Source organism: Brucella sp., assembly GCF_032066345.1.
GTDB classification, from domain to species: domain Bacteria; phylum Pseudomonadota; class Alphaproteobacteria; order Rhizobiales; family Rhizobiaceae; genus Brucella; species Brucella pseudogrignonensis.
Map to the genome: position 1 here is coordinate 63,965 of NZ_DAMBKZ010000012.1, position 22,676 is coordinate 86,640.

A 22,676-nucleotide genomic window follows, 5' to 3' on the forward strand; every position below is an offset into this window, starting at 1 on the left:
TATCTCCGCTATCAAGCAGTTTTATAAGCGTTTCGAGCGGCAGCCAGCGCATCAGGCAAGGCTATCTCAAACTTATCCAGTTGTGCTTTCACACCGACGCTGACACGAATACAGCGATCAAGAACGGGCGCGCCGGGCTTTCGAACGAAAATATCTCGCTCAATCAAACCATTGAGAACAGAAGTGGCGAAGGCGCCATCGTGGCAACAATCAATTGTGACGAAATTCGTTGCAGAGGGAATCGGCTTCAGCCCATTCTGCTCGGCTATTTTTGCGATTCTATTGCGTCCACCATGGATTTGTTCAACCACGTCGCGCAAATATTCTTGGTCCTTTAATGCTGCGATTGCCGCAGCCTGTGCAATTCGATTAACTGCAAAATGATCGCGAATCTTGTCGAATGATTTGATTGCACTTGCGCAGCCAAGAACATAGCCGACCCTAATTCCGGCGAGTCCATAAGCTTTTGAAAAAGTGCGCATACGTAGAATATTGGGACGTTCCAACTCAAATGGTGGGAAGGCAGATGCTGGCCCCGTCTCGCAATAGGCTTCGTCGAGAATCAACATCGTCGTTTCAGGCACTCGCTCTATGAAGGCCTGAATGTCCGATCCCTCGTGCCACGTACCCATCGGGTTGTCTGGATTCGCGATGTAAAGCAGCGCAGGGTTTTCAGTGCGTGCTTTGTCGATAAGCACATCAAGATCAGGTTTGTCGTCGCGATAAGGAACTGTCAGTAAGGTGCCACCGAAGCCTGCAACGTGATAATTGAACGTTGGATAGCCGCCCAAAGAGTTGATGACCTTGTCACCTTGCTGAACATACTGCCTGACAACAAGTCCCAGCAAAGCATCAACACCTGCACCGGGCATGACATTCTCTGGCTTCACGCCATGGTGCGCTGCGATAGCATGGCGTAACGCATAATTTTCTGGATCACCATATTTCCAGACTTCGGATGTCTCTTGCTTCATGGCTTCAATGACAGATGGGGCAGGCCCGAAGCTGCTTTCATTAGCACCGATTCGGGCAACGAAAGGTTTTCCGCGCTGTAGCTCCAGTGTTTCAGGGCCTATGAACGGGACAGTGGAGGGAAGGCTTTCAACAAGCGGCGTAAGACGAGGCGATGCCATTGTGTTTCCGGTCAACTTGGTCTGGTGGATGAGGCAGCAGAACCGAAGGTGATGTCAATTCACCGTCAATTATTTGCTCGGGCGTTCGATAAAAGATCAAGCAGGAATAGCAATTTGCGTCGGGTCTTGCCACATCACGAATAGGGGAAATTCAATAATGAAGTTAAAGTCTCATCGGATATGCCGCAACGCACCAAATCGGCGTCCGATACGGAATAACCCCCACGCATATTCTGATGGCGACAGTCTCAGGTATTTCAAAGGTAGTTATGTAAATCCTGATTATTGATCCTTTTGAAGAAACTACCCGTTAAGAACCGAATCAGCACGACGTCCGACGCAAGGCGTGCTTTGGAAAGCTGGATCTTGGGCTTCAATTCAGGTGGGAATCAGTATTCAGCGTCATGCCAGAGTGAATCTGCGCATCTCGAGTTTTGTCGAATTGCGCGACACACATACCCTAACTTACTTCAAACGAGCGGATTTCGCGCAAACTCGCGAAACCAAATCATTATTCAATATTCTCGTTATCGAATTTCGAGAACTTTCACGCAAGAATCGAGATCATGAGTAGCGAGATGAGCATAACGCATCGTCATTTGTAGTGTCTGATGGCCGAGCCACATCTGTACGCGGCGAATATCTATTCCACCTCGAACAAGGCGAGACGCGCAGGTGTGGCGCAGGATATGCGGTACGACCTGATCATCGGTTCCAAGCCCGACTTCGATTTTGGCATCATTCCAAATCTGGCGGAAACGTACCTGATTGAGCATGGAGAAGGGGCCTTTAAGCCGCTCATGCGCAATATCCGTAGACTTTCTTGCTCGTTTTGTAAGCGGAACCGTTCTGCTGCGGTTCGACTTCGTCAACCAGAACGTAACACGATGTTCCTGAATGTCATTCCAGGTGAGCCCAATGGCTTCGCCTAAGCGGCAACCTGTATCGACAAGGAAAATACTGAGGCGATAACTGTCCTCGCAACGTGCTTTAACCGCCGCAAACAAGCGCTTTTCTTCCTCATATTCGAGGAACCGAATCCGTCCTGCACGCTCTTTCTGTCGGACAAACTCCGGCAGATTATAGATGTCCCCCATCTTATGCGCCTTTCGCAGCAGCTTGCTCAGCGCAGCCATCTTTCTATTGATGGTTGCATTGCTGTTGCTGCGTTCACGAAGCGAACCTATGACGGAGTCGAGCATTTCCTGATCAAATCCTGAAAAGCGCACGCCTTTCAGAATCTCATCAATTTCACCAAGGAACGATTTCACATTATACTTGTGTGAGCCGTCATCCCAAAGGATGTTGATATACTTTCCAGCCAGTTCAGCGAGCGAAAATTGCTCTACGAGCCTGTGATTCTGGCTTCTGACTGATGTGTATTCAAGGTTGTAGTCGATGACCGGCGAATAAGCTTCGCCTCCATCGATCCTCGTGCCCCCAACGACGATCATAGCAAGTCCCCCATTTTTTTATGGGAAACATGCATAGAGAAATAATTCATCGAGTACAAGATAAGTGAGCTAACTTTATGTGGAGACATGTTTTGATCCTCTAATAGAACCTCTCGCCCCCAAATTTGTTCGTCCCCGCAACTCCCCCATTTCAAATTCCGTCGAGATCCCCATCTCGAAAGAATTTTGTTCACGCTTTTGTGAACGCTCCCCAAATGACGACGCCAACGGTTTCCCGTTGGCGTCAGATGCTTAAGCGTAGTTCAGATTAGAACGAACGCTGGAAGCGGATGATGCCGCCGAATGCATCCTTGTTTGCGATGTCGCCAGCCAGACGAGCTGGATGGTCGCTATCCCAACGGGTGTAGTTGATTTCTGGAGTAATGGTGAAGCCAGGAACCAGCTGATAAGCAACGTTTGCTGCGATTGCGGTCTTGCCCCAATCTTCGTAAGCACCCTGAAGATTGAAGGTTGCCTTGTCGGTAGCCTTGAACTTTGCACCGCCCCAGACAGCCCAATCGCCGCCCCAGTTGCCGTACATGCCGTAGTTACCTTCATACGAAGAATAGCCGCCCTGTACCCAGACCGAGAACTGTTCGGTCACGTTTACGTCCAAACGAACCTTGCCGGCCCATTCTTCGAGGTTTGCGTCGTAAGCAGCAACACCAGCGATCGAGCCCCAACCCTGAGCGTACTTCAGGCCACCAACAACGTGTGGCATGTAATCATCAATACGGTTTGAGAACTCAACGGTTTCAATATCGCCATCGCCATCGAAATCGCCGTCGATCTGATAGCCGTCGCCACCCTGTTCAAGCGACAACACAGCCGAGAAGCCGTTGCCACCGGTGAAGGTGTAGCTGATCAGGTTGGTGCGATAGACGCCAGCAGCAACCACGTCATCGTTGATGATGTCGCCGAGGTAACCAGTGAAGGTGTGGAACGCCGATTCATCGAGACCCATGCGCAGGCCGCCGAGCTGAATGTATGCGAAGTTCAGCGTGTGGCTGCCCTGTTCACCGTTCGTGAAGTTGAAGCGGTTTTCAGTGTAGGTCTTGAGTGTACCGAGTTCGGTTTCGGTCGCAGTCGACGTGCGGAGCGTGAAACGCGTGTTTTTGTTCCAGGTTTTTGCGTCGTAGCCATTGTAGGCATCGCGGCCAGCAGCTGCGTCATAACGAACATAACCATGGATGCGCAGGCAAGTTTCGGTGCCTGGGATGTAGAAGTAGCCAGCGCCGTAAGCATCGCAAACGCGGACATATTCAACGGCTTCTGGCTCTGGCGCGACGATTGCGTCTGCTGCCTGAGCGCCGGAAGCTGCAACGAGAGCTGCAGCGGAGCCGAGAAGAAGGCTCTTGATGTTCATTTCTGACCTCCAGTCAAGAATCGACAAGAAGTCAAAAAAGACCATAAATTCAACAGCTTGATCTTTTTGAATGCAAAGGCAAAAAAAGTCAGGAGCTGGAATCCAACGATGCCAAAACTTACTGCGTGGCAAAAAATGGCAAAACAGCGCGTCTAACAGAGAGGATTCAAGTGCTCTAAGGAGGAAATCATCATGTTGATGACAGTGGCGGAGAGGATGGGATTCGAACCCACGAGACCCTTATGAGGTCTACTCCCTTAGCAGGGGAGCGCCTTCGACCACTCGGCCACCTCTCCGGTAAGGGCGAGATAGCCGGTACGGTTGATCATTTCAAGCGATTTGAGCGCGGAATGTCAAAATTCTCAGTATATTTTGGACTTTTATATATAGGGGGATGTGAATAAGCCGGAATCGTGGGCTTCAAAGTCTGTGAAAAGCAGCTTTCTGAGGCGCACTATTATGGAGAGATTCGTCACTTCTTCTCTATTATCCGGCAGTGCATCGCCGCAAAGCTGCTTCTAAAGCCACATTTGGATATCCATTCAGCGGATTCGCGGTACTATTCACAGCCCAGACTCAAAAAATACGTGTTTTCAATCGTTAAGACCGGTTAACCGGCGTTTACAAACGTTAACAAAGTCTAAAATCACGGCTCCAAAGGGGGCAATTTCGTGTCATTTCTGCAACAACCGTCCCTCATAGAAGCTCAACAAAGCTTGGGAGCGATATTCGATGTTGAAACGAAAAAGTTGGCGAGTATCTTCACATCCAGAAGAAGGAGCGCTTCGGGGCGACTTTTTCATCAGGGGATGGGGACAGGTTGTCCTTCAGCCAAATCAGAATGCCCAGACCCATTTTTAACTTTGACTGGAGGTCAGAAATGAACATCAAGAGCCTTCTCCTTGGCTCCGCTGCAGCTCTGGTTGCAGCTTCCGGCGCTCAGGCTGCCGACGCAATCGTCGCACCAGAGCCAGAAGCAGTTGAATATGTCCGCGTTTGCGATGCTTACGGCGCTGGCTACTTCTACATCCCAGGCACCGAAACCTGCCTGCGCGTTCACGGCTACGTTCGTTACGACGTAGGTGGCGGCGATGACGTATATGCACGTACCCGTGCAGGCGTTGATCGTGACACCTATGCTCAGAAGGCACGTTTCACGCTTCGTTTCTCGACCGCTTCGGAAACCGAACTCGGCACCCTGAAGACGTTTGCTGAAACCCGCTACGACTGGAACAACGGCGACAACGGTTCGTCCGGCGATCTGCGTTACGCATACATTCAGCTCGGCGGCCTGCGTCTTGGTCTCGATGAGTCGAACTTCGTAACCTTCACTGGTTACCTCGGCGACGTCATCAACGACGACGTGATCCTCGCTGGCGGCTACCGCACCAACGCAATCAGCTACACCTTCACCGGTGGCAACGGCTTCTCGGCTGTTATCGCTGTTGAACAGGGCAACAACAAAGACATCGACTTCAATGGCGTTATCGACGACTACACGCCACATGTTGTTGGTGGCCTGAAGTACGCTCAGGGCTGGGGTTCGATCGCTGGTGTTGCTGCTTACGACGCAGTTAACGAAGAATGGGCCGGTAAGGTTCGTTTGGACGTAAACGTAACCGACCAGTTCTCGGTTTGGGTACAGGGCGGCTACAAGTCGAACAACGACCATTACGCAATCACTGGCTACCGCGATGCAGCTGATGCAAACAGCTGGTACGGCGTTCGTGCAATCGACAGCTTCTACGGCACCTGGGGTGGCGATTGGGCTGTTTGGGGCGGCGCAAAGTTCAAGGCAACCGAAAAGGCTACCTTCAACGTACAGCTCGCTTATGAAGACGCAAAGACCTTCGCAGCTACTGCAAACGTAGCTTACGAACTGGTTCCAGGCTTCACCATCACTCCAGAAGTTTCGTACACCAAGTGGGACGACCGTCGTTCCGAACTTAAGGGTGACGACGCTTGGCAGGGTATGGTCCGCTTCCAGCGTTCGTTCTAATCCTTACGGATTGGTTACAGGAAACCCGGCAGCTTAGCTGCCGGGTTTTTTGTTATGTTCATTTCTAAAATGCGGCATATGTCTTGCTTTTTTGCGCTTGGCAGTCTCTCTGGAGCTAGTTGGTAACGATAGAATTCGCTGCGGAGTAATGGACATATGGTGAAATGGTTTTGGCCAGGCGTAACATGGACAGCGGCGCTCACATCGCTCGCACTCTGGTTCGGCGCCGAACGGGTTGAAACTGACATTGCCGAACGTACGGGGCAGGCGCTTTCACCCTATGCCTGGACAGGTTTTGATGTTGATGGTCGTGATGTTGTACTGAAGGGTATGGCTCCAGACCCGGAAACCCAACAGCTTGCCGTTAAGGCTCTGCAGGAAGTCGATGGTATTGGTGATCTCTCCGATCTCACGACGGTTCTCCGAGAAGCCAGTCCTTATATATTTAAACTTACTAAAAACAATGAAGGCATGGTTCTGTTGGGCTTCATTCCAGATAACGTAATGCGTGATTCTATAATGAGTGCAGCAGAATCGGCGGGCAACACCAATCTCGTCGACGATCAGATGGCGTTAGCGCGAGGGGCTCCACCTGAGTTTCAAGATCGCGTATTTTGGGCTATTGATCTCGCAAAGAAAATGGCTGGATCCGATATTGAAATCTCGGACAGTACGATAACGATCAAGGGGCATGCACTGAATGAGGCGGCCTATGACGAGTTGACTGCTCTATTGAAAGCCCCTCTGCCGCTCGGTTTGAAGCTATCGAGTTCGGAAATTGCTCGGCCTTGATATCTTTTTACGCCTAGCGACTTTCTTCCCCTGTTTCTTAGAAGATCCCAATTGACACAAGGCCTTTCTCTCCCTTTCCTATGTATATCGAAGGGGCGCTTCGGATTGGATGATAGGCGGAATTTGGATGCTTTATCTTGCGGGAATGTTCTGGCCGGTTCTCTTGTTGTCGCTTGTGATAGGTATTGCAGTGGGATGGTTGACCGCTGCAAAGTGACTGGTAACAGGATAGGGCAAGGGCATGAATGGCCGATTTGTGCGGGGTATTTTTGATTGACTGCAGTGACTGGGGTCACGCGCAGATGCGTAGAGTATGAGGGAACCTAAATATGCCGATGTTGATCATCCAACTGGCGATTCTAATTGCCGTTGCCTTTGTGATTGGCTGCGTTTTGGGACGTCTCTTTAAAGGCAAGAAAAGTACGGCTAATGATAAGGAAGATACGATCATAGCGGCGGCTCTCTCTTCGCCGGCAATCGACGAAAAGCCTGAGCCGCTTGCGCCGTCAGAAGCTGAAGTAGTTGGCGGGCAGGAAACTGAGCCTGTTATTGAAGCTGAGGCACAGGCAACAAACGCCTCAGAAGAAGAAGTCACTCCGCCTGAAGCAGAAAGCGTTGTTGCCGACGAACAAGCCTTAGTTGAAGAAGCTGTTGCGGTCGTCGAAGACCCTGATCGTCCAGAATTGCTGGATGCACCAATACGTGGAAAGCCGGATAATCTGACGGCAATTAACGGAGTTGGGAAAGCCGTAGAAGGAATGCTTCAGCAGCTTGGGGTGTTTCATTATGCGCAAATCGCACAGTGGAGCACTGATGAAGCAGCTTGGATCGAACGCCGCATTGGTTTCGCCGGACGCGTTTCGCGTGAAGGTTGGATCGCTCAAGCGGGGAAACTTGTTGAAACATCCCCAAGTGGCACGTCCAAGCGAGGCTCTAAGGCAAAGAAAGCTGCCCCAAAACCCAAGGCTGCGCCGCGTACAAAGAAGACACAGGCTTGAGATTGGAAATCTAAACTTTCCGACTAGGCCGACTCAACGTCGGCCATAAATCAGGTCAGTTCGGATATCGGCGCTGCCGGTGAGGCGAGCTTTATAAACCTCATAGTTTTCCATCACACGCTGCACATAGTTTCGCGTTTCGGAAAACGGAATTCGCTCGATCCAATCGACAACTTCTTCAATCGGTTTACCGCGCGGATCGCCATATTTTGCAACCCAATCGGATGCACGACGAGGGCCAGCATTATAACCGGCAAAAGTCAGCACATAGGATCCGTTGAACCGATCGAGCTGTTCGCCTAGAAAATGCGCGCCCAGTGTCGCATTATAAGCGGCGTCGGTTGTGAGCTTCGGTGCAGAGAAAGCCATCCCATTGCGTGTCGCTACGCTTCTCGCCGTTTCTGGCATCAATTGTAACAGACCGCGCGCACCAGCTTTCGAAACTGCACTGATGTTGAATTCGCTTTCCTGACGCGCGATCGCATAGGCAAGCGCTTTGCCAGAGCCGCTGATATTCGCATGTGCTGGAATGGCACCAATCGGGTGCGATAGCGCGCCGACATCCAATCCACGGAATGCAGCAGCTTTACCAACACGCAGAGCTAGATAATGATTCTCGTTTTTCTCTGCCATCACAGCGAGAAGGGCGAGTTCACCAACGCTCCCGAGCTCTTGTGAGAGCTGCGTATAAAGTGAGGTTGCGCGATTTCCATAACCAATCTGCTCAAGACGCTTGATCGCCTGCACTGCAGGGCGACCAGAGAAACGCACACGCTCGGCATCTGTTGGTCTCGGATACGCTAGCTCAGGCGCCTTCTCATTGAGCTTTGCGGCAGAAAGCTGACCGTAGAACGTGGTGCCGAAATGTGCAGAACGTCGATAATAGCCCTGTGCATCGCCGCCAGCTCCAGCTTCTGATGCGCGACCCAACCAGTAATAGGCACGGGAGGCGGAAATTGGACGGGAGGAAATCTCTGCAATCTTGGCAAAATGCGGGGCCGCAAGCTTTGGCTGCTTGAGTGCACGCAATGCATACCAACCCGCATGAAACTCGGCTTCGGCTGCCATAGTGGGCGATTCGGCAGCATGTGCTGCTGCAAGTCGATAGGCGAGCTGAGGCTTGTTAATATCGAGAAGTTCGCGCGATAGAATGCGTCGCTCGACCCACCACGCGTCTGGATCAACGAGCGATGCTGCATCTTTTGGCGCTTTCAGCATCAGGTCTGTTGCTTCGCTAAAGCGATCTGCACGCCGCAGAAAACGAATCTGCAGGAACATATAGGCAGGGTTTGAGTGCCAAGACCGATCAACATCGGCAATGGCTTTTGCCGTATTCGGCGATTTTTGCGCAAGCGCTGCGTAAGCGTTATAAAGTGATTGTGCCTGTGCGGGGCCAGATAGAAGCTTGGCCGACTGCATGCGATCATTATAAAGCGAGCGCAGAAGACGACGCTGATGGTCGTCTCGGCTCAGAACGCTGCCAAATTCCTTCAGAATTTTCGCTTCATCATCTGCAGAAAGACGCTCTGTTGCCCACCATGGCGCTAGCAACTGGCGCGCCTTGGTACTGTTTCCGCTAGCTACATAGGCGCGTGCAAGAACAATCATGCCCTCAGTTGTCTGAGGACGTGTTGTACCAAATGTAGCAATGACCGTTGAAGCCGAAGCGTTTTCTTTTGCAAGTGCGCGTTCTGAGTTACGGCGTAAGGCCGACATGCCTGGCCAGCCTGGCAACTCTGATGCTGCCATTGCGATCTCAGCGCTAGGAACGCCGTCCAATCCGGATGTCGCGATCGACCATGTCAGAATCTGGCGATCAAGCGAGCCCTTGGGCATTCCATTGCGGTAGGCAATTGCCCCCGTAATGTCCCGGGAATAAAGCGCATCGAGACCGCTTTTTAGCGTTCCGCCAATTGCTGCAGGGTTTTCTACGCGACTAAAGGAGGAGGTAATAACCGGGTCTGGTGCCGCAGCAGGACGAGGCTTAGGGGTAACCAGATTGATTGGCGATTCATGTGTAGCGGTTGACGCAAAGGGGCGTGCCAGCGGCGTGGGAACCTCCGTTGGCAAAGATGATTGGGCATATGCAGCCCCCATTTGCCCTGCAAGAAGCGAGGCAGCAATAATCAAACCGCCCGAAAAGAGCGCTCTTTGCTTTAATGGCATATCTATATTTTTCTTACACATGATCTAACGAGAATAGAGTGCCTGTTTGCAGGCAAAATATTGTTCAAATCGGGCTTTTATAAGCCTGATCCACGGAGTGGCTGTCTGCTGTAAGACTATGATCTCGATGCGTGAAGCATTGGTTAATAAAGAGTTATGTTTTTCTCTTATCCGTTTTACCCCATAAAGGCATATCTTACGATGATGCTTCGATGAGTTTGGAGCAAACATTAGCAGAGAAATTTTCGTAAAACTGTCATTTGGGCGCTGATTTGGGCGGGACCCCCGCTTGCCGGATTTGCACTGCGAGACTATGGTGCATCGCCTCGCAACTGTTCTGGCATATAGGAAAGCCAGCTTGGTATTGCCGGGTTACGTCTCTATTTCTCAGGAGTTCACTGATGCTGAAAGGCTCGATTACTGCACTTGTCACGCCATTCGATAGTGAAGGAGCGTTCGACGAGAAAGCCTTTCGTGACTTCGTAAACTGGCAGATTGAAGAGGGGACCAAAGGTCTCGTTCCTGTCGGTACGACCGGTGAAACGCCTACGCTTTCCCATGACGAACATAAGCGTGTCATCGAGGTTTGCATCGAAGTTGCTGCAGGCCGCGTGCCTGTCATCGCCGGTGCCGGTTCTAACAACACTGTTGAAGCCATCGAGCTTGCGCAGCACGCCGAAAAGGCAGGTGCTGATGCAGTTCTCGTCGTGACGCCTTATTATAACAAGCCGAACCAGCGTGGTCTCTATGAGCATTTCTCGCGTGTGGCCCGTTCGATCTCTATTCCGCTCGTGATCTACAATATTCCGGGCCGCTCGATAATCGATATGACACCGGAAACCATGGGTGCTCTGGTTCGCGACCATAAAAATATTGTGGGCGTGAAGGACGCAACCGGCAAGATTGAACGCGTTTCGGAACAGCGGGCAACTTGCGGCAAAGAATTCATCCAGCTTTCGGGCGAAGATGCCACTGCTCTGGGCTTCAATGCGCATGGCGGCTTAGGCTGTATTTCGGTGACGTCTAACATTGCTCCTCGTCTTTGTGCGGAATTCCAGGCTGCTTGTCTGGCTGGTGATTATGCGAAGGCGCTGGAATTGCAGGATCGCCTGATGCCGCTGCACAAGGCATTGTTCATCGAGCCAAATCCCTCGGGCCCGAAATATGCGCTTTCTCGTTTGGGTCGCATTGAAAATGTTCTGCGTTCGCCAATGGTTACGATCGAAGCAGCAACCGCAGAAAAGATCGATCAGGCTATGAAACACGCCGGTCTTGTCAACTAAAGCTGGTATTTTTGCCCGGTTGATGGATTTTTACGCTCTCGCCAGTGCGAGAGCGTTTTCATTTCCGGGAATGAGCATTATATGGTGCCATTATGAATAAGCCGAAAAACTCTCCCGCCCGCAAAATGGTCGCTGAAAACCGTAAAGCGCGCTACAATTTCGAGATTACCGATACGCTCGAAGCTGGTCTGGTTCTGACTGGCACCGAGGTTAAGTCCTTGCGCGCCAATCAGGCCAATATTGCTGAAAGCTATGCCAGCTTTGAGAATGGTGAATTCTGGCTGATTAATTCGTATATTCCTGAATATACGCAGGGTAATCGCTTCAACCATGAACCGCGCCGCTTGCGTAAGCTGCTGATAAGCCGCCGCGAGATGTCGCGGATTTTTAACTCCGTATCACGCGAAGGTATGACCGTCGTTCCGTTGAAGCTTTACTTCAATGATCGTGGTCGTGCAAAGCTAGAAATTGGAGTGGCACGCGGTAAAAAGAATCACGACAAGCGCGAGACTGAAAAGCAGCGCGACTGGAACCGCGAGAAATCGCGTTTGCTGCGTGATCGGGGCTGACCAGCTCGAAGGTCTTTATAGCATTTCTAGCAAAAGTGCGAAGCGATTTTGCGTCGGATAATGTGTAAAAACAAAAAGTTACAGCGGTTCCAACGATTCATTCTTAAGTGGATCGCTTTAAAAACAAAGAGCGCCATTTAGGCGCTCTTTTCGTTTGTAAACAATCTGGCAGCTCGAGATTTAGGAGCTGTTGCCAGTCGATATCAATAATCGTCGTCGAGATCGTCATCCTGACGGCGCTGCTGCTGTGGGCGCTCGGAAGGATCACGGCCGATTTCGGCTTTCAGTGAGACGAGGTCGATGAAGTGATCGGCCTGGCGACGCAATTCGTCGGAAATCATTGCTGGCTGCGTGGTCAGAGTGGAAACCACGGAAACCTTGCGGCCCTTGCGCTGCAATGCTTCGACGAGAGAACGGAAATCGCCATCGCCCGAGAAAATGACAAAATGATCGACGGTATCGGTGAGCTGCATGGCATCGACCGTCAGTTCGATATCCATATTGCCTTTGACTTTGCGTCGGCCCGTTGAATCTGTAAATTCTTTAGCGGCCTTTGTCACGACCTTATAGCCGTTGTAATCAAGCCAGTCGATCAGTGGACGGATCGATGAGTATTCCTGATCTTCAACCAGAGCGGTGTAATAATACGCGCGGAGCAAATAGCCCCGTTTCTGGAAGGCTTTCAAAAGTTTACGGTAATCGATATCGAAACCGAGGGTTTTTGAAGCTGCATATAAATTGGCGCCGTCAATAAAAAGCGCAATCTTTTCACGAGAATCGAACATCGTGTAATATATCCACTCTACGGTCGGAAGGGAGTGGGCCTGCGACCGCTTATTCAGATTTGTTTCTTAAACGGCGGGTGGTATTCATTTTTACCAATGCGTTTATTGCGTTCTAAGGACATATTATAGAAAAACAAGCAACCTATGATTGTTATTTGTGCAAACTAAATTACCATTACGTGAATTTTGCACATTGCAACCGATAATAGCACGATTTCTATTGTTCCGATTTGAACCAAGACGCGTATTTGTCATACAGATTTATCAAGAGACACATTTGTCATACAGATTAACAAAGAATAACGAGTTCATCGTTGTTGTATGAAGGTTATCGCTACGCATTTGCGCTTTTGCTTGTAATTTCGACGCATAAGCGTTATGTGCTGGGAAAATTCCGATAAGTTTTAAGAGATGAAAGGGACCGCCTATGGCCCGCGTCACCGTTGAGGACTGCGTAGATAAGGTCGAGAACCGTTTTGAGCTGGTTCTTTTGGCCGGTCACCGTGCGCGCCAGATTTCCCAGGGCGCACAGATCACGATCGACCGTGATAACGACAAGAATCCTGTCGTTGCTCTGCGCGAGATTGCTGACGAAACGCTGTCGCCAGACGACCTGAAGGAAGATCTCATCCATTCGCTGCAGAAGCATGTCGAGGTTGATGAGCCAGAAGCTGCTGCTCCAGCTCAGATCACCGATGCATCCGACGCACTGGCCGAGGGCATTTCCGAAGCTGCAGAAGACGATGTTGTTTCCTTCGATCGTATGTCGGAAGAAGAGCTGCTGGCTGGTATTGAAGGCCTCGTTGCTCCTGAAAAGAACGACGACTTCTAATAGCCTTTCAGACTACCGTATTTTACATGCGCTGTAGCCCGGCAAGGCTGCAGCGCATGTTTTTATCTGCTTGAACGCGACGGCCAAGAAGCCCATCACGCGGTAATTCACGCGAGTTTGAGTAGGGTTTCGACGAGAAATTAAGGCTGTTTGTAAAAAACAGGTTCAGAAGCTCGCAAAATATTCTATTTTTTAGCGATATCTGGAGCTTTTCTAACAAAACTGCGAAGTGGTTTTGCGTAGGGTAGCGCGGAAAAGTTAAGAGAGAGCGGCTCAAAGGATTCTGTTTAATGGGAACCGCTCTGATCTGAATAGTTGTTGTTTCGTATGTGACTGTGGGGAGTTTCTGTAGATGATGCGCCAATATGAGCTTGTAGAGCGTGTTCAGCGATACAAGCCTGACGTCAATGAGGCGCTTCTCAATAAGGCATATGTTTATGCCATGCAGAAGCACGGCAGTCAGAAGCGCGCATCGGGCGATCCTTACTTTTCACATCCGCTCGAAGTCGCAGCCATCCTCACCGACATGCATCTGGATGAAGCTACCATCGCGATTGCTCTTCTGCATGATACGATTGAAGACACGACCGCGACCCGACAGGAAATTGATCAGCTTTTTGGTCCTGAAATCGGCAAGCTCGTCGAAGGTCTGACAAAGCTTAAAAAGCTTGATCTTGTTTCCAAGAAAGCGGTGCAAGCTGAAAACCTTCGCAAGCTGTTGCTGGCGATCTCGGAAGACGTACGTGTTCTTCTGGTGAAGCTCGCCGACCGTTTGCACAATATGCGCACGCTTGGGGTGATGCGCGAAGACAAGCGTCTGCGCATTGCAGAAGAAACCATGGACATCTATGCGCCGCTTGCTGGCCGCATGGGTATGCAGGACACGCGTGAAGAACTTGAAGAGCTGGCGTTCCGCTATATCAATCCGGATGCCTGGCGTGCGGTTACAGATCGCCTTGCTGAACTTCTTGAAAAAAACCGCGGCCTTTTGCAGAAAATCGAAGAAGATCTTTCCGAGATCTTCCAGAAAAACGGCATCAAGGCGAGTGTCAAAAGTCGCCAGAAGAAGCCTTGGTCGGTTTTCCGCAAGATGGAAACCAAAGGCCTTTCTTTCGAGCAGCTATCCGACATTTTCGGCTTCCGCGTTATGGTCGAGTCCACGCAGGACTGCTATCGCGCGCTCGGTTTGATTCACACGACCTGGTCGATGGTCCCAGGTCGGTTTAAAGATTATATTTCGACGCCCAAGCAAAACGATTATCGCTCGATTCATACAACGATCATCGGCCCGTCGCGTCAGCGTATCGAACTGCAGATCCGTACCCGCGTCATGGACGAGATTGCAGAATTCGGTGTGGCCGCCCATTCGATCTACAAGGATCGTGGTAGCGCCAACAATCCGCATCAGATTTCGACTGAAACCAACGCTTATGCTTGGTTGCGTCAGACAATTGAACAGTTGTCCGAAGGCGATAACCCGGAAGAGTTTCTGGAACATACAAAGCTTGAGCTGTTTCAGGATCAGGTTTTCTGCTTCACGCCGAAGGGTCGCCTGATTGCGCTGCCGCGTGGGGCGACACCAATCGATTTTGCCTATGCGGTCCATACCGATATTGGCGATAGCTGCGTAGGCGCCAAGGTCAACGGTCGTATCATGCCGCTGATGACGGAGCTTAAGAATGGCGACGAAGTGGATATCATCCGCTCCAAGGCGCAGGTGCCCCCAGCAGCATGGGAGTCGCTCGTTGCAACAGGTAAGGCGCGTGCTGCGATCCGCCGTGCAACACGTTCTGCTGTTCGCAAGCAATATTCCGGCCTTGGCATGCGCATTCTCGAGCGGGCTTTTGAGCGTGCCGGAAAAGCATTCAGCAAGGATATCCTCAAGCCTGGTTTGCCGCGTCTTGCACGCAAAGAGGTTGAAGATGTTCTGGCGGCTGTGGGACGCGGTGAATTGCCGTCGACAGATGTGGTGAAGGCAGTTTATCCAGACTATCAGGATACGCGCGTTACTTCGCAGAACAGCCCGGCAAAAACTGGCGAAAAGGGCTGGTTTAACATTCAGAACGCAGCTGGCATGATCTTTAAAGTGCCGGAAGGTTCTGAAGGTGCCGAAGAACCCGCTGCGACCGGCGAAAAACCGAAGCGCAAAGCTGTGCCGATCCGTGGCACCAATTCCGATCTGCCAGTGCGTTTCGCGCCGGAAGGTGCTGTGCCGGGTGATCGTATTGTTGGTATCATGCAACCAGGCGCCGGTATCACGATCTACCCGATCCAGTCGCCTGCATTGACGGCCTATGACGACCAGCCGGAGCGTTGGATCGACGTGCGCTGGGATATTGATGAAGGGATGCATGAACGCTTCCCTGCGCGCATCAGCGTATCTGCAATCAACTCGCCGGGATCGCTGGCTGAGATTGCGCAGATCGTTGCTGCCAACGACGCCAATATTCACAATCTCTCAATGGTGCGGACTGCACCGGACTTTACTGAAATGATAATTGACGTTGAAGTGTGGGACCTAAAGCACCTCAACCGCATCATTTCTCAGCTAAAAGAAAGCGCAAGCGTTAGTGGCGCAAAGCGTGTGAACGGGTAGGACAAATATGAAAACCGAAGATGTGCTTGCCGTCTTCCGCGAAGCGGGAGCGATCCTTGAAGGCCACTTTATTCTCACTTCCGGTCTGCGTAGCCCGGTCTTCTTGCAGAAAGCACGCGTTTTCATGCATGCGGATAAGACCGAGAAGCTTTGCAAGGCGCTGGCAGAAAAGATCAAGGCCGCTGATCTCGGCAAGATTGACTATGTCGTAGGCCCTGCAATCGGTGGTCTTATCCCTTCATACGAAACTTCACGCCATCTTGGTGTCCCATCGGTTTGGGTTGAGCGTGAAAATGGCGTTTTCCGACTGCGCCGTTTCGATGTGCCAAAAGGTGCGCGCGTTGTGATTGTGGAAGACATCGTCACGACAGGTCTTTCGATTCGCGAAACTATCGAGTGCATGAAGGATATTGGCATCGAAGTGGTTGCTGCTGCATGCATCGTTGATCGTTCAGCGGGTAAGGCTGATGTCGGAACGAAGTTGATTGCCCTCGCGGAATACGAAGTACCAGCCTATTCCCCAGATAACCTGCCGCCGGAACTCGCTGCAATCCCAGCGATTAAGCCAGGAAGCCGTAATATTTAAGCGATTTCGACTATATTATTGATTTTGCTCAAGGCTGTTTCCACCCTGCGGCGAAATTGCGCTTTGCGGTATTCATCTAGTACCCTTAATTTAGGGGGAAGGGCACGCCCATGCCCATCCCCCTATCTAGGAATTTGTCGTGGCTGTTGCGCCTCTTATATTCGACTCAAAATCCCCTTATCGTGCTCCCTGTGGAGTGTGCGTGGATTGCGACGTGCGTCGTATGGCGGTTTGCTCTGCGCTTGATGACGGTGATCTTGGCGCGCTTGAAGCGATTATGACCTCCAAGAAGCTCGATGCAAACGAGATGTTGGTGGAAGAGGGCGATCCAAAGCGCCGCGTTTTCAGCCTAACATCGGGTATGTTGCGCATCTATACATCGCTGCCGGACGGTCGCCGCCAGATTGCGGGCTTTCTTGTTCCGGGTGACTATCTCGGCTTGGCCGATGATGACGTCTACTCGCAATCGGCAGAAGCAGTTGTTCCGTCTGTGCTTTGTGCCTTTTCCACCAAGGAAATGGACAGTCTGATGGAGCGGTTTCCAAGGCTGAAAGAACGCCTCCATCAAATGACTCGCGAAGCATTGCGCACCGCGCGTGATAATCAGCTCGTGTTGGGCCGTCTTGCACCGGTGGAAAAGCTAGCAAGCTTCCTTTTGGTTTTAGGCGCACGCACGGAAAAGCGTGGCGGAAAGCCTAATCTCGTTCATCTGTCGATGAACCGCACTGACATCGCGGACTATCTTGGCCTGACGATTGAAACCGTTAGCCGGAGCTTCACAAAGCTCAAGACCCAGGGGCTTATCCAGTTACTGGACGCCAACACGGTCGAGATATTGTCTCGCCGCTCGCTTGCTGCGGTTGCCGGAATGGACCCTGACGCCGCATAATTTCATTTACAGCAATCCCAATATTTTTGTTTTGAATTCGTTGATTCAAATCAATGAACTTTGCCCCAGCCACCATTACACCTGACCGTAGAGGATGATGCAGCACATTGCAGTGCTGCTCGATCATAACGAGGTGAACAGGTGTCGTTGTGGCTGGCAATTACAATATCGGCTGTCATGTGTGTGGGCTTCCTTGCCGCCTCATGCCGACTTGCCCGGCAGAATGCCCGTCTTCGTCCAGTGCGCGTAAAGGTGAGAGACTCTCACCGGATCGTCAGGAGCGGGGAGTGGAACCATCATGCATGAAGCCGCGATAAGACGATATGCGGCGCTTGCCGTTCCCCGCTATACATCGTTCCCAACTGCTGTGGATTTCACGCCTATCACACCTGACAGCACAAAGCGCTGGCTGCGTCAGATCGGTCCGGAAGAAAGCGTCTCGCTTTATATCCATGTGCCGTACTGCAAAGAGATCTGCCACTATTGCGGTTGTCATTCCAAGATGGCGATCCGCGAAGATGTCATCGAAAATTTCGTCGTAGCTCTGTTGAGCGAGATTGAAACTGTAAGCGCAAGTCTGACGGCTCGTCCGCGAGTCGTACATCTGCATTGGGGCGGGGGCACCCCTTCTATTCTGCATGCCACGCAGTTCAAGCGTATCATGGCGGCTCTTCGCCTGTCGTTTGATTTTCATCCGGACATGGAACACGCCATTGAGCTTGATCCACGCACGGTCAATCCAATTCTGGCAAAGACCTTGTCGTTGATGGGGGTAAACCGTGCGAGCCTTGGTGTTCAGGATGTGGATGCTGATGTGCAGAAAGCAATTGGTCGCGTTCAGCCGATTGAAACGGTTATTCGTGCGGCAACTCTGCTGCGAGAAGTCGGCATAGATAAGCTAAACTTTGACCTTATCTATGGTCTGCCGCTGCAAACGATTGAGACGCTGCGTGAGACCTGCAAGCGGGTCGCTGAGCTCAAGCCTGATCGCGTTGCCTGCTTCGGTTATGCACACCTGCCGCAGCGTCGTGCCAATCAGCGGTTGATCGACGAGGACAGCCTTCCGGATGCCGACGAGCGTTTTGCGCAGGCAAGCACAGTTGCCGATAGTTTCATCGGCTTCGGCTATCAGTCTGTTGGCATTGATCATTTCGCTCTACCTGACGACGCACTCGCTATTGCTGCGCGTGAAGGTGCACTGCATCGTAACTTCCAGGGCTACACGACGGATCGCTGCCATACACTGATCGGCTTTGGGCCGTCATCGATTTCACAATATCCGGGTGGATACGCGCAGAATATTTCCGATGTTGGACAATACAGCAAGCGGGCAGTAGCGGGCGATCTTGCAACCGTGCGTGGTTATACAATGCGCGATACGGATCGCGTGCGGGCAGGGATCATTACCGCCCTCATGTGCAACTTCCGTGTCGATCTGAACCATGCCGCGCCGGATATGGAATTTTCCGATGAGATGGCGCTGCTTCGTCCGCTGGTCGCTGATGGGCTGGTCGAGGTGGATAACGGGATAATTACTGCGACCGAAGACGGCAAGCCACTCATCCGCTTGGTGGCGGCAACATTCGACGAGTTTCGCAGGGAAAGTATGCACGGCTTCAGTTTCGCCGTGTAGCCGGAGCTACAATTTGCGCATTGCTGAAATATCATTCGCAATGTGCGCCAGAGCAAAGAAGTAGGGTGGTTTTCACTCTATTTTAGAGCTGCCGCTGCACCGGGCCGTCAAAAGGTCAGTGGCATTAGGGGCACCGTTCGTTGGGGGATGAACGGTGCCCCACTATTTTCAAACCAAAAGCTGGTTGGGCTTATCGTGCCTTTTCCATCTTAGGCAGGAAGATCGTCAGCAGGCCGAGAAGCGGAAGATACGAGCAGATCTGATAGACGAACTCGATGCTTGTGCGGTCGGCGACGATGCCGAGCGCTGCTGCTGCAATGCCCGCAATGCCGAATGCGAGGCCGAAGAACAGGCCTGAAACCATGCCCACACGTCCCGGAAGCAGCTCTTGTGCGAACACGATGATGGCAGGGAAGGCAGATGCCAGCACGAAACCGATGATCACGGTGAGAACAGCTGTTACTTCAAGGTTTGCATAAGGCAAGGCGAGTGTGAAAGGAACGATACCGAGGATCGATACCCAGATCACAGTGCGCGTGCCGATCTTGTCGCCGATAGGACCTCCGACGATCGTACCTGCTGCAACTGCACCGAGGAACACGAACAGCAGCAACTGCGATGCCTGTACGGTCACGCCGAAATGACTGATCGTATAGAAGGTGTAGTAGCTCGTAAGGCTGGCCATATAGACGTATTTGGTGAAGATCAGCATGGCGAGCACGGAGATCGACGCAATAACCTTCTTACGTGGTAGCGGCAGGGTTTTGTCGGGCTTTGGCTTGCTCTTATTAGCAAGATTATGCTGGTTGTACCAATTGCCAACATACCACAGCAGAGCCATGCCGATCAGGGCTGCGATAGAGAACCACGACACGCTGGCTTGACCAAACGGCAGCACGATGAAAGCTGCAAGCAGCGGTCCAATCGATGAGCCGAAATTACCGCCTACCTGAAACAGCGACTGTGCAAAGCCGTGGCGGCCACCCGATGCAAGACGTGCAACGCGCGCAGCTTCTGGATGGAATACCGAAGAACCGAAGCCGATGAAGGCCGCACCCAAAAGCAGGACCGAATAATGATGAGCCGTTGCAAGCAGGATCAGGCCGATCAGCGTGCAACCCATGCCGAAGGGTAGGGAGTAAGGCATCGGACGACGGTCGGTATAGATGCCGACGATTGGTTGTAGGATCGAAGCCGTTACCTGAAAGGTGAAGGTTAGCAAGCCGATCTGCCAGAAAGACAGGCTGTAGTTGTCCTTGAGCATCGGATAGATGGCCGGAAGGAGCGACTGCATCATGTCGTTCAGGAAGTGGCCCATACTCGTGGCCAGAATAATGGCGAGAACCGTATTGTTCGCGCTACTGCTTGTTGGCTGCTCGGCAGCACTCATGCTCATAGTCCTACTCCGAAGGTAATTTGGAACGGGATTTTCCCGCAAAGTGGTGAGGTCGGTTCGGAAACCCAATTCGTACGTTTACGAATATTTCTAACCTGACCATTTCATAATCATATTGTTTCGCGCCTGCTTTCGTGATTTGGTCCATTACCTTCGAGAGTGGGCCAAAGCCAATGAAGCCAAAATCGCCACCGGGGCTTTTATTACCGGGCAGTGAGGACCTGCAAAAGTTCCACGAACAACGGATCGCCATGTTGGAAAACATGGGCGGACCAGTCATTGCACTTCCAACAAAATATCCTGATGGCTATTTTGTTCCTCGACATAGTCATAGCCGTGCGCAGCTTTTATGCGCGTCACAGGGGGTGGTGCTGGTTACAACCGATGCAGGACGCTGGATGATCCCCGGTGATCACGCGATGTGGATTCCTGCTGGTGTCAAACATTCCGTCGAAATCGTTGGCGATGTGTTCATGCGCTCAATCTATATCGCTCTTGATGCAATTTCCGGTGTGCCAGACTATCTGCATGTGGTGGGGCTGACCGACCTGATGCGCTGTCTGATTATCGATGCAACCTCTGTCGATAGCATTCCCGAACCGGGAAGCCGCGATTCTTTGGTAATCGATCTCATTCTGAAAGACCTACACACCTTGCCGCAAAGGCCGCTGGGATTGCCATTTCCGGCAGACATACGCTTACAAAAGCTGTGTCGGGAGTTCGTGACGAAGCCCTCGGCCCGCGCAACGATTGACGAATGGGCTGACCGTATGGCGATGAGTAGACGCTCATTTACCCGTCATTTTCAGCGAGAAACTGGTGTTAGCCTATCTGTCTGGCGGCAGCAGGCTTGCCTTTTTGCCGCTGTCCCACGCCTTACCGAAGGCGAAGCGGTTACAAGCGTGGCGCTTGATTTGGGCTACGATAGCGTTTCCGCCTTCACGACAATGTTTCGCCGTATGCTGGGTGTATCTCCGAAGTTCTATTTACCTCGTATGCAAACAGCCAACATCGAGGGTCACGAGAAGCTGTTATCCGGATTGGTAGCTCAATAATAACAATTGTCTCGGTGAGCAGAGAGCAGTATTAGAAGCCCATGTTGTTCCAACGTCGAAATCCGCCGAGCCGAAAAGAGCGCCTGAGGCTGCTCGTCTGGCCGCGCCGTTCCTTTGCTCGCTCATTCAAATATGGCGGCAAGCGAGTGCTGCGCATCACCGCCTCTCCACATGCGGTGGCTGCAGGCTTGGCCGTTGGCGTTTTTTCAGCTTTCACACCGTTTTTCGGATTTCACCTGATTATCGCAATCGTTCTGGCCTATTTTCTGGCTGGTAATATTGCCGCTGCAGCTCTTGGCACTACGCTTGCCAATCCGTTGACGCTACCGTTCATCTGGGGAAGCACCTATGAGCTGGGCCGCTTTGTCATAAGCGGAGACCTGGAAAACGCGCCGCCTTTACACCTGGGACATGCGCTTCAGACGATGAAATTCGGTGAAGTCTGGACGCCTCTGCTTAAGCCTATGTTGTTCGGATCGACGATTCTCGGTGCGGCTTTTGCGGTAGTCGCCTATTTCGTCACACGCTTTGCGGTAACTGCCTTTCGTCGGCGTCGGCTCGAACGCCTTGCTGAGAAGCACAGTCTCTATCGGTCGCGGGAGCCGAAAAACATATGATCATTGGCATTGGCAGCGATCTTATTGATATACGCCGTATAGAGAAAACACTTGAAAAGCACGGCGATCGCTTCACCCAACGAGTATTTACTGAGATTGAACAGGCAAAATCCGACGGTCGTAAACAGCGTGCAGCCTCTTATGCAAAGCGTTTCGCTGCAAAGGAAGCCTGTTCAAAGGCTCTTGGTACCGGGCTTTCGAATGGTGTGTTCTGGCGGGACATGGGTGTCGTCAATACGCCTTCGGGCAAGCCAACGATGAAGCTTACGGGCGGAGCAGCAGAACAATTGAAACGTATGCTTCCACAAGGCACGCGTGCTGCCATACATCTGACAATTACAGATGATTTTCCTCTCGCTCAGGCCTTCGTCATTATCGAAGCTCTTCCTTTAGCGGAATAATTGATGTTGCGGAAATGGTGAAAACTGGTTTCCCGACAAGGATATGAACAAAACAATTGCGATTGTGACAGGTAAACTCCTGCTCATAATCGTGCGAGAAACCGGTGATTGGATTGCCTCGGGCAA

At 51.6% G+C, this 22,676-nt stretch carries 19 protein-coding genes and 1 tRNA gene; 13 read left to right on the top strand and 7 right to left on the bottom strand.

Annotated features, from left to right (window positions below; translation table 11 throughout):
* Nucleotides 1–11 precede the first annotated feature (11 nt).
* From RT142_RS15580 to RT142_RS15595, 4 genes are all read right to left on the bottom strand, one after another.
* Nucleotides 12–1,133 carry a pyridoxal phosphate-dependent aminotransferase gene (locus tag RT142_RS15580; RefSeq protein WP_313029817.1) on the bottom strand — a complete coding sequence of 374 codons (1,122 nt, stop codon included), beginning with the start codon at nt 1,131–1,133 and terminating at the stop codon, nt 12–14.
* 527 nt (nt 1,134–1,660) lie between these two features.
* Nucleotides 1,661–2,587: a tyrosine-type recombinase/integrase gene (locus RT142_RS15585; protein ID WP_237853573.1), complete on the bottom strand. Its 927-nt coding sequence runs from the start codon at nt 2,585–2,587 to the stop codon at nt 1,661–1,663.
* Nucleotides 2,588–2,855: 268 nt separating this feature from the next.
* Nucleotides 2,856–3,953, bottom strand: a complete 1,098-nt coding sequence (locus RT142_RS15590) for a porin (protein ID WP_007874255.1) — start codon at nt 3,951–3,953, stop codon at nt 2,856–2,858.
* 205 nt (nt 3,954–4,158) lie between these two features.
* Nucleotides 4,159–4,249 (bottom strand) — tRNA-Ser (locus tag RT142_RS15595).
* A 584-nt stretch (nt 4,250–4,833) separates the two neighbouring features.
* On the opposite strand from RT142_RS15595, the gene RT142_RS15600 reads away from it, so the two are divergent.
* The 3 genes from RT142_RS15600 to RT142_RS15610 all read left to right on the top strand — a co-directional run bounded on the left by RT142_RS15600 (nt 4,834) and on the right by RT142_RS15610 (nt 7,742).
* On the top strand, nt 4,834–5,952 hold the full coding sequence (locus RT142_RS15600) for a porin (RefSeq protein WP_007874257.1): 1,119 nt from the start codon (nt 4,834–4,836) through the stop codon (nt 5,950–5,952).
* A gap of 156 nt (nt 5,953–6,108) precedes the next feature.
* Nucleotides 6,109–6,744 (top strand): BON domain-containing protein, encoded by a 636-nt coding sequence (locus RT142_RS15605; protein WP_112805056.1) that lies wholly within the window; start codon nt 6,109–6,111, stop codon nt 6,742–6,744.
* Nucleotides 6,745–7,073: 329 nt separating this feature from the next.
* On the top strand, nt 7,074–7,742 hold the full coding sequence (locus RT142_RS15610; RefSeq protein ID WP_112805054.1) for an endonuclease: 669 nt from the start codon (nt 7,074–7,076) through the stop codon (nt 7,740–7,742).
* Between the two features lie 33 nt (nt 7,743–7,775).
* Here the strand turns inward: RT142_RS15610 and RT142_RS15615 are convergent, their stop codons facing one another.
* Nucleotides 7,776–9,839 (bottom strand): lytic transglycosylase domain-containing protein, encoded by a 2,064-nt coding sequence (locus RT142_RS15615; protein WP_105519147.1) that lies wholly within the window; start codon nt 9,837–9,839, stop codon nt 7,776–7,778.
* A gap of 470 nt (nt 9,840–10,309) precedes the next feature.
* Here RT142_RS15615 and dapA point away from each other — a divergent pair, with 470 nt between their 5' ends.
* Both dapA and smpB read left to right on the top strand, forming a co-directional pair.
* Nucleotides 10,310–11,191: a 4-hydroxy-tetrahydrodipicolinate synthase gene (dapA, locus tag RT142_RS15620; protein WP_313029825.1), complete on the top strand. Its 882-nt coding sequence runs from the start codon at nt 10,310–10,312 to the stop codon at nt 11,189–11,191.
* A gap of 92 nt (nt 11,192–11,283) precedes the next feature.
* Nucleotides 11,284–11,760 carry an SsrA-binding protein SmpB gene (smpB, locus tag RT142_RS15625; protein ID WP_024897322.1) on the top strand — a complete coding sequence of 159 codons (477 nt, stop codon included), beginning with the start codon at nt 11,284–11,286 and terminating at the stop codon, nt 11,758–11,760.
* A gap of 203 nt (nt 11,761–11,963) precedes the next feature.
* Here smpB and RT142_RS15630 read toward each other — a convergent pair whose 3' ends face one another.
* The gene (locus tag RT142_RS15630) at nt 11,964–12,545 is read right to left on the bottom strand and encodes an NYN domain-containing protein (protein WP_064320375.1); all 582 of its coding nucleotides are present in this window, start codon (nt 12,543–12,545) and stop codon (nt 11,964–11,966) included.
* 427 nt (nt 12,546–12,972) lie between these two features.
* On the opposite strand from RT142_RS15630, the gene rpoZ reads away from it, so the two are divergent.
* The 5 genes from rpoZ (at nt 12,973) to hemN (ending at nt 19,081) form a co-directional block, all read left to right on the top strand.
* Nucleotides 12,973–13,377, top strand: a complete 405-nt coding sequence (rpoZ, locus tag RT142_RS15635; protein WP_007874272.1) for a DNA-directed RNA polymerase subunit omega — start codon at nt 12,973–12,975, stop codon at nt 13,375–13,377.
* Nucleotides 13,378–13,729: 352 nt separating this feature from the next.
* Nucleotides 13,730–15,973 (top strand): RelA/SpoT family protein, encoded by a 2,244-nt coding sequence (locus RT142_RS15640; RefSeq protein WP_079211690.1) that lies wholly within the window; start codon nt 13,730–13,732, stop codon nt 15,971–15,973.
* 7 nt (nt 15,974–15,980) lie between these two features.
* On the top strand, nt 15,981–16,559 hold the full coding sequence (gene pyrE, locus RT142_RS15645) for an orotate phosphoribosyltransferase (protein ID WP_064320377.1): 579 nt from the start codon (nt 15,981–15,983) through the stop codon (nt 16,557–16,559).
* 223 nt (nt 16,560–16,782) lie between these two features.
* Complete coding sequence (locus RT142_RS15650) at nt 16,783–17,448, top strand: helix-turn-helix domain-containing protein (RefSeq protein ID WP_153223320.1); 666 nt, start codon at nt 16,783–16,785, stop codon at nt 17,446–17,448.
* Between the two features lie 298 nt (nt 17,449–17,746).
* Nucleotides 17,747–19,081 carry an oxygen-independent coproporphyrinogen III oxidase gene (gene hemN, locus RT142_RS15655; protein ID WP_313029832.1) on the top strand — a complete coding sequence of 445 codons (1,335 nt, stop codon included), beginning with the start codon at nt 17,747–17,749 and terminating at the stop codon, nt 19,079–19,081.
* 190 nt (nt 19,082–19,271) lie between these two features.
* On the opposite strand, the gene RT142_RS15660 is transcribed toward hemN, so the two are convergent.
* Nucleotides 19,272–20,477 (bottom strand): MFS transporter, encoded by a 1,206-nt coding sequence (locus RT142_RS15660; RefSeq protein ID WP_007874284.1) that lies wholly within the window; start codon nt 20,475–20,477, stop codon nt 19,272–19,274.
* A 173-nt stretch (nt 20,478–20,650) separates the two neighbouring features.
* Between RT142_RS15660 and RT142_RS15665 the strand changes: the two genes are divergently transcribed.
* The 3 genes from RT142_RS15665 to acpS are packed head-to-tail and all read left to right on the top strand — an operon-like array spanning nt 20,651 to nt 22,550.
* The gene (locus tag RT142_RS15665; RefSeq protein ID WP_105518328.1) at nt 20,651–21,532 is read left to right on the top strand and encodes an AraC family transcriptional regulator; all 882 of its coding nucleotides are present in this window, start codon (nt 20,651–20,653) and stop codon (nt 21,530–21,532) included.
* A gap of 41 nt (nt 21,533–21,573) precedes the next feature.
* On the top strand, nt 21,574–22,149 hold the full coding sequence (bspA, locus tag RT142_RS15670; RefSeq protein ID WP_313029836.1) for a type IV secretion system effector BspA: 576 nt from the start codon (nt 21,574–21,576) through the stop codon (nt 22,147–22,149).
* Nucleotides 22,146–22,550: a holo-ACP synthase gene (gene acpS, locus RT142_RS15675; RefSeq protein WP_064320381.1), complete on the top strand. Its 405-nt coding sequence runs from the start codon at nt 22,146–22,148 to the stop codon at nt 22,548–22,550. Before bspA ends, acpS begins: the two co-directional genes overlap by 4 nt.
* The last annotated feature ends 126 nt before the right edge of the window (nt 22,551–22,676 follow it).

What these genes read in the sequence shown, in the direction of transcription:
- RT142_RS15580 (WP_313029817.1), bottom strand. Translation starts at nt 1,133, where the DNA reads ATGGCATCGCCTCGTCTTACGCCGCTTGTTGAAAGCCTTCCCTCCACT.
- RT142_RS15585 (WP_237853573.1), bottom strand. Translation starts at nt 2,587, where the DNA reads ATGATCGTCGTTGGGGGCACGAGGATCGATGGAGGCGAAGCTTATTCG.
- RT142_RS15590 (WP_007874255.1), bottom strand. Translation starts at nt 3,953, where the DNA reads ATGAACATCAAGAGCCTTCTTCTCGGCTCCGCTGCAGCTCTCGTTGCA.
- RT142_RS15600 (WP_007874257.1), top strand. Translation starts at nt 4,834, where the DNA reads ATGAACATCAAGAGCCTTCTCCTTGGCTCCGCTGCAGCTCTGGTTGCA.
- RT142_RS15605 (WP_112805056.1), top strand. Translation starts at nt 6,109, where the DNA reads ATGGTGAAATGGTTTTGGCCAGGCGTAACATGGACAGCGGCGCTCACA.
- RT142_RS15610 (WP_112805054.1), top strand. Translation starts at nt 7,074, where the DNA reads ATGCCGATGTTGATCATCCAACTGGCGATTCTAATTGCCGTTGCCTTT.
- RT142_RS15615 (WP_105519147.1), bottom strand. Translation starts at nt 9,839, where the DNA reads ATGGGGGCTGCATATGCCCAATCATCTTTGCCAACGGAGGTTCCCACG.
- dapA (WP_313029825.1), top strand. Translation starts at nt 10,310, where the DNA reads ATGCTGAAAGGCTCGATTACTGCACTTGTCACGCCATTCGATAGTGAA.
- smpB (WP_024897322.1), top strand. Translation starts at nt 11,284, where the DNA reads ATGAATAAGCCGAAAAACTCTCCCGCCCGCAAAATGGTCGCTGAAAAC.
- RT142_RS15630 (WP_064320375.1), bottom strand. Translation starts at nt 12,545, where the DNA reads ATGTTCGATTCTCGTGAAAAGATTGCGCTTTTTATTGACGGCGCCAAT.
- rpoZ (WP_007874272.1), top strand. Translation starts at nt 12,973, where the DNA reads ATGGCCCGCGTCACCGTTGAGGACTGCGTAGATAAGGTCGAGAACCGT.
- RT142_RS15640 (WP_079211690.1), top strand. Translation starts at nt 13,730, where the DNA reads ATGATGCGCCAATATGAGCTTGTAGAGCGTGTTCAGCGATACAAGCCT.
- pyrE (WP_064320377.1), top strand. Translation starts at nt 15,981, where the DNA reads ATGAAAACCGAAGATGTGCTTGCCGTCTTCCGCGAAGCGGGAGCGATC.
- RT142_RS15650 (WP_153223320.1), top strand. Translation starts at nt 16,783, where the DNA reads ATGGCGGTTTGCTCTGCGCTTGATGACGGTGATCTTGGCGCGCTTGAA.
- hemN (WP_313029832.1), top strand. Translation starts at nt 17,747, where the DNA reads ATGCATGAAGCCGCGATAAGACGATATGCGGCGCTTGCCGTTCCCCGC.
- RT142_RS15660 (WP_007874284.1), bottom strand. Translation starts at nt 20,477, where the DNA reads ATGAGCATGAGTGCTGCCGAGCAGCCAACAAGCAGTAGCGCGAACAAT.
- RT142_RS15665 (WP_105518328.1), top strand. Translation starts at nt 20,651, where the DNA reads ATGAAGCCAAAATCGCCACCGGGGCTTTTATTACCGGGCAGTGAGGAC.
- bspA (WP_313029836.1), top strand. Translation starts at nt 21,574, where the DNA reads ATGTTGTTCCAACGTCGAAATCCGCCGAGCCGAAAAGAGCGCCTGAGG.
- acpS (WP_064320381.1), top strand. Translation starts at nt 22,146, where the DNA reads ATGATCATTGGCATTGGCAGCGATCTTATTGATATACGCCGTATAGAG.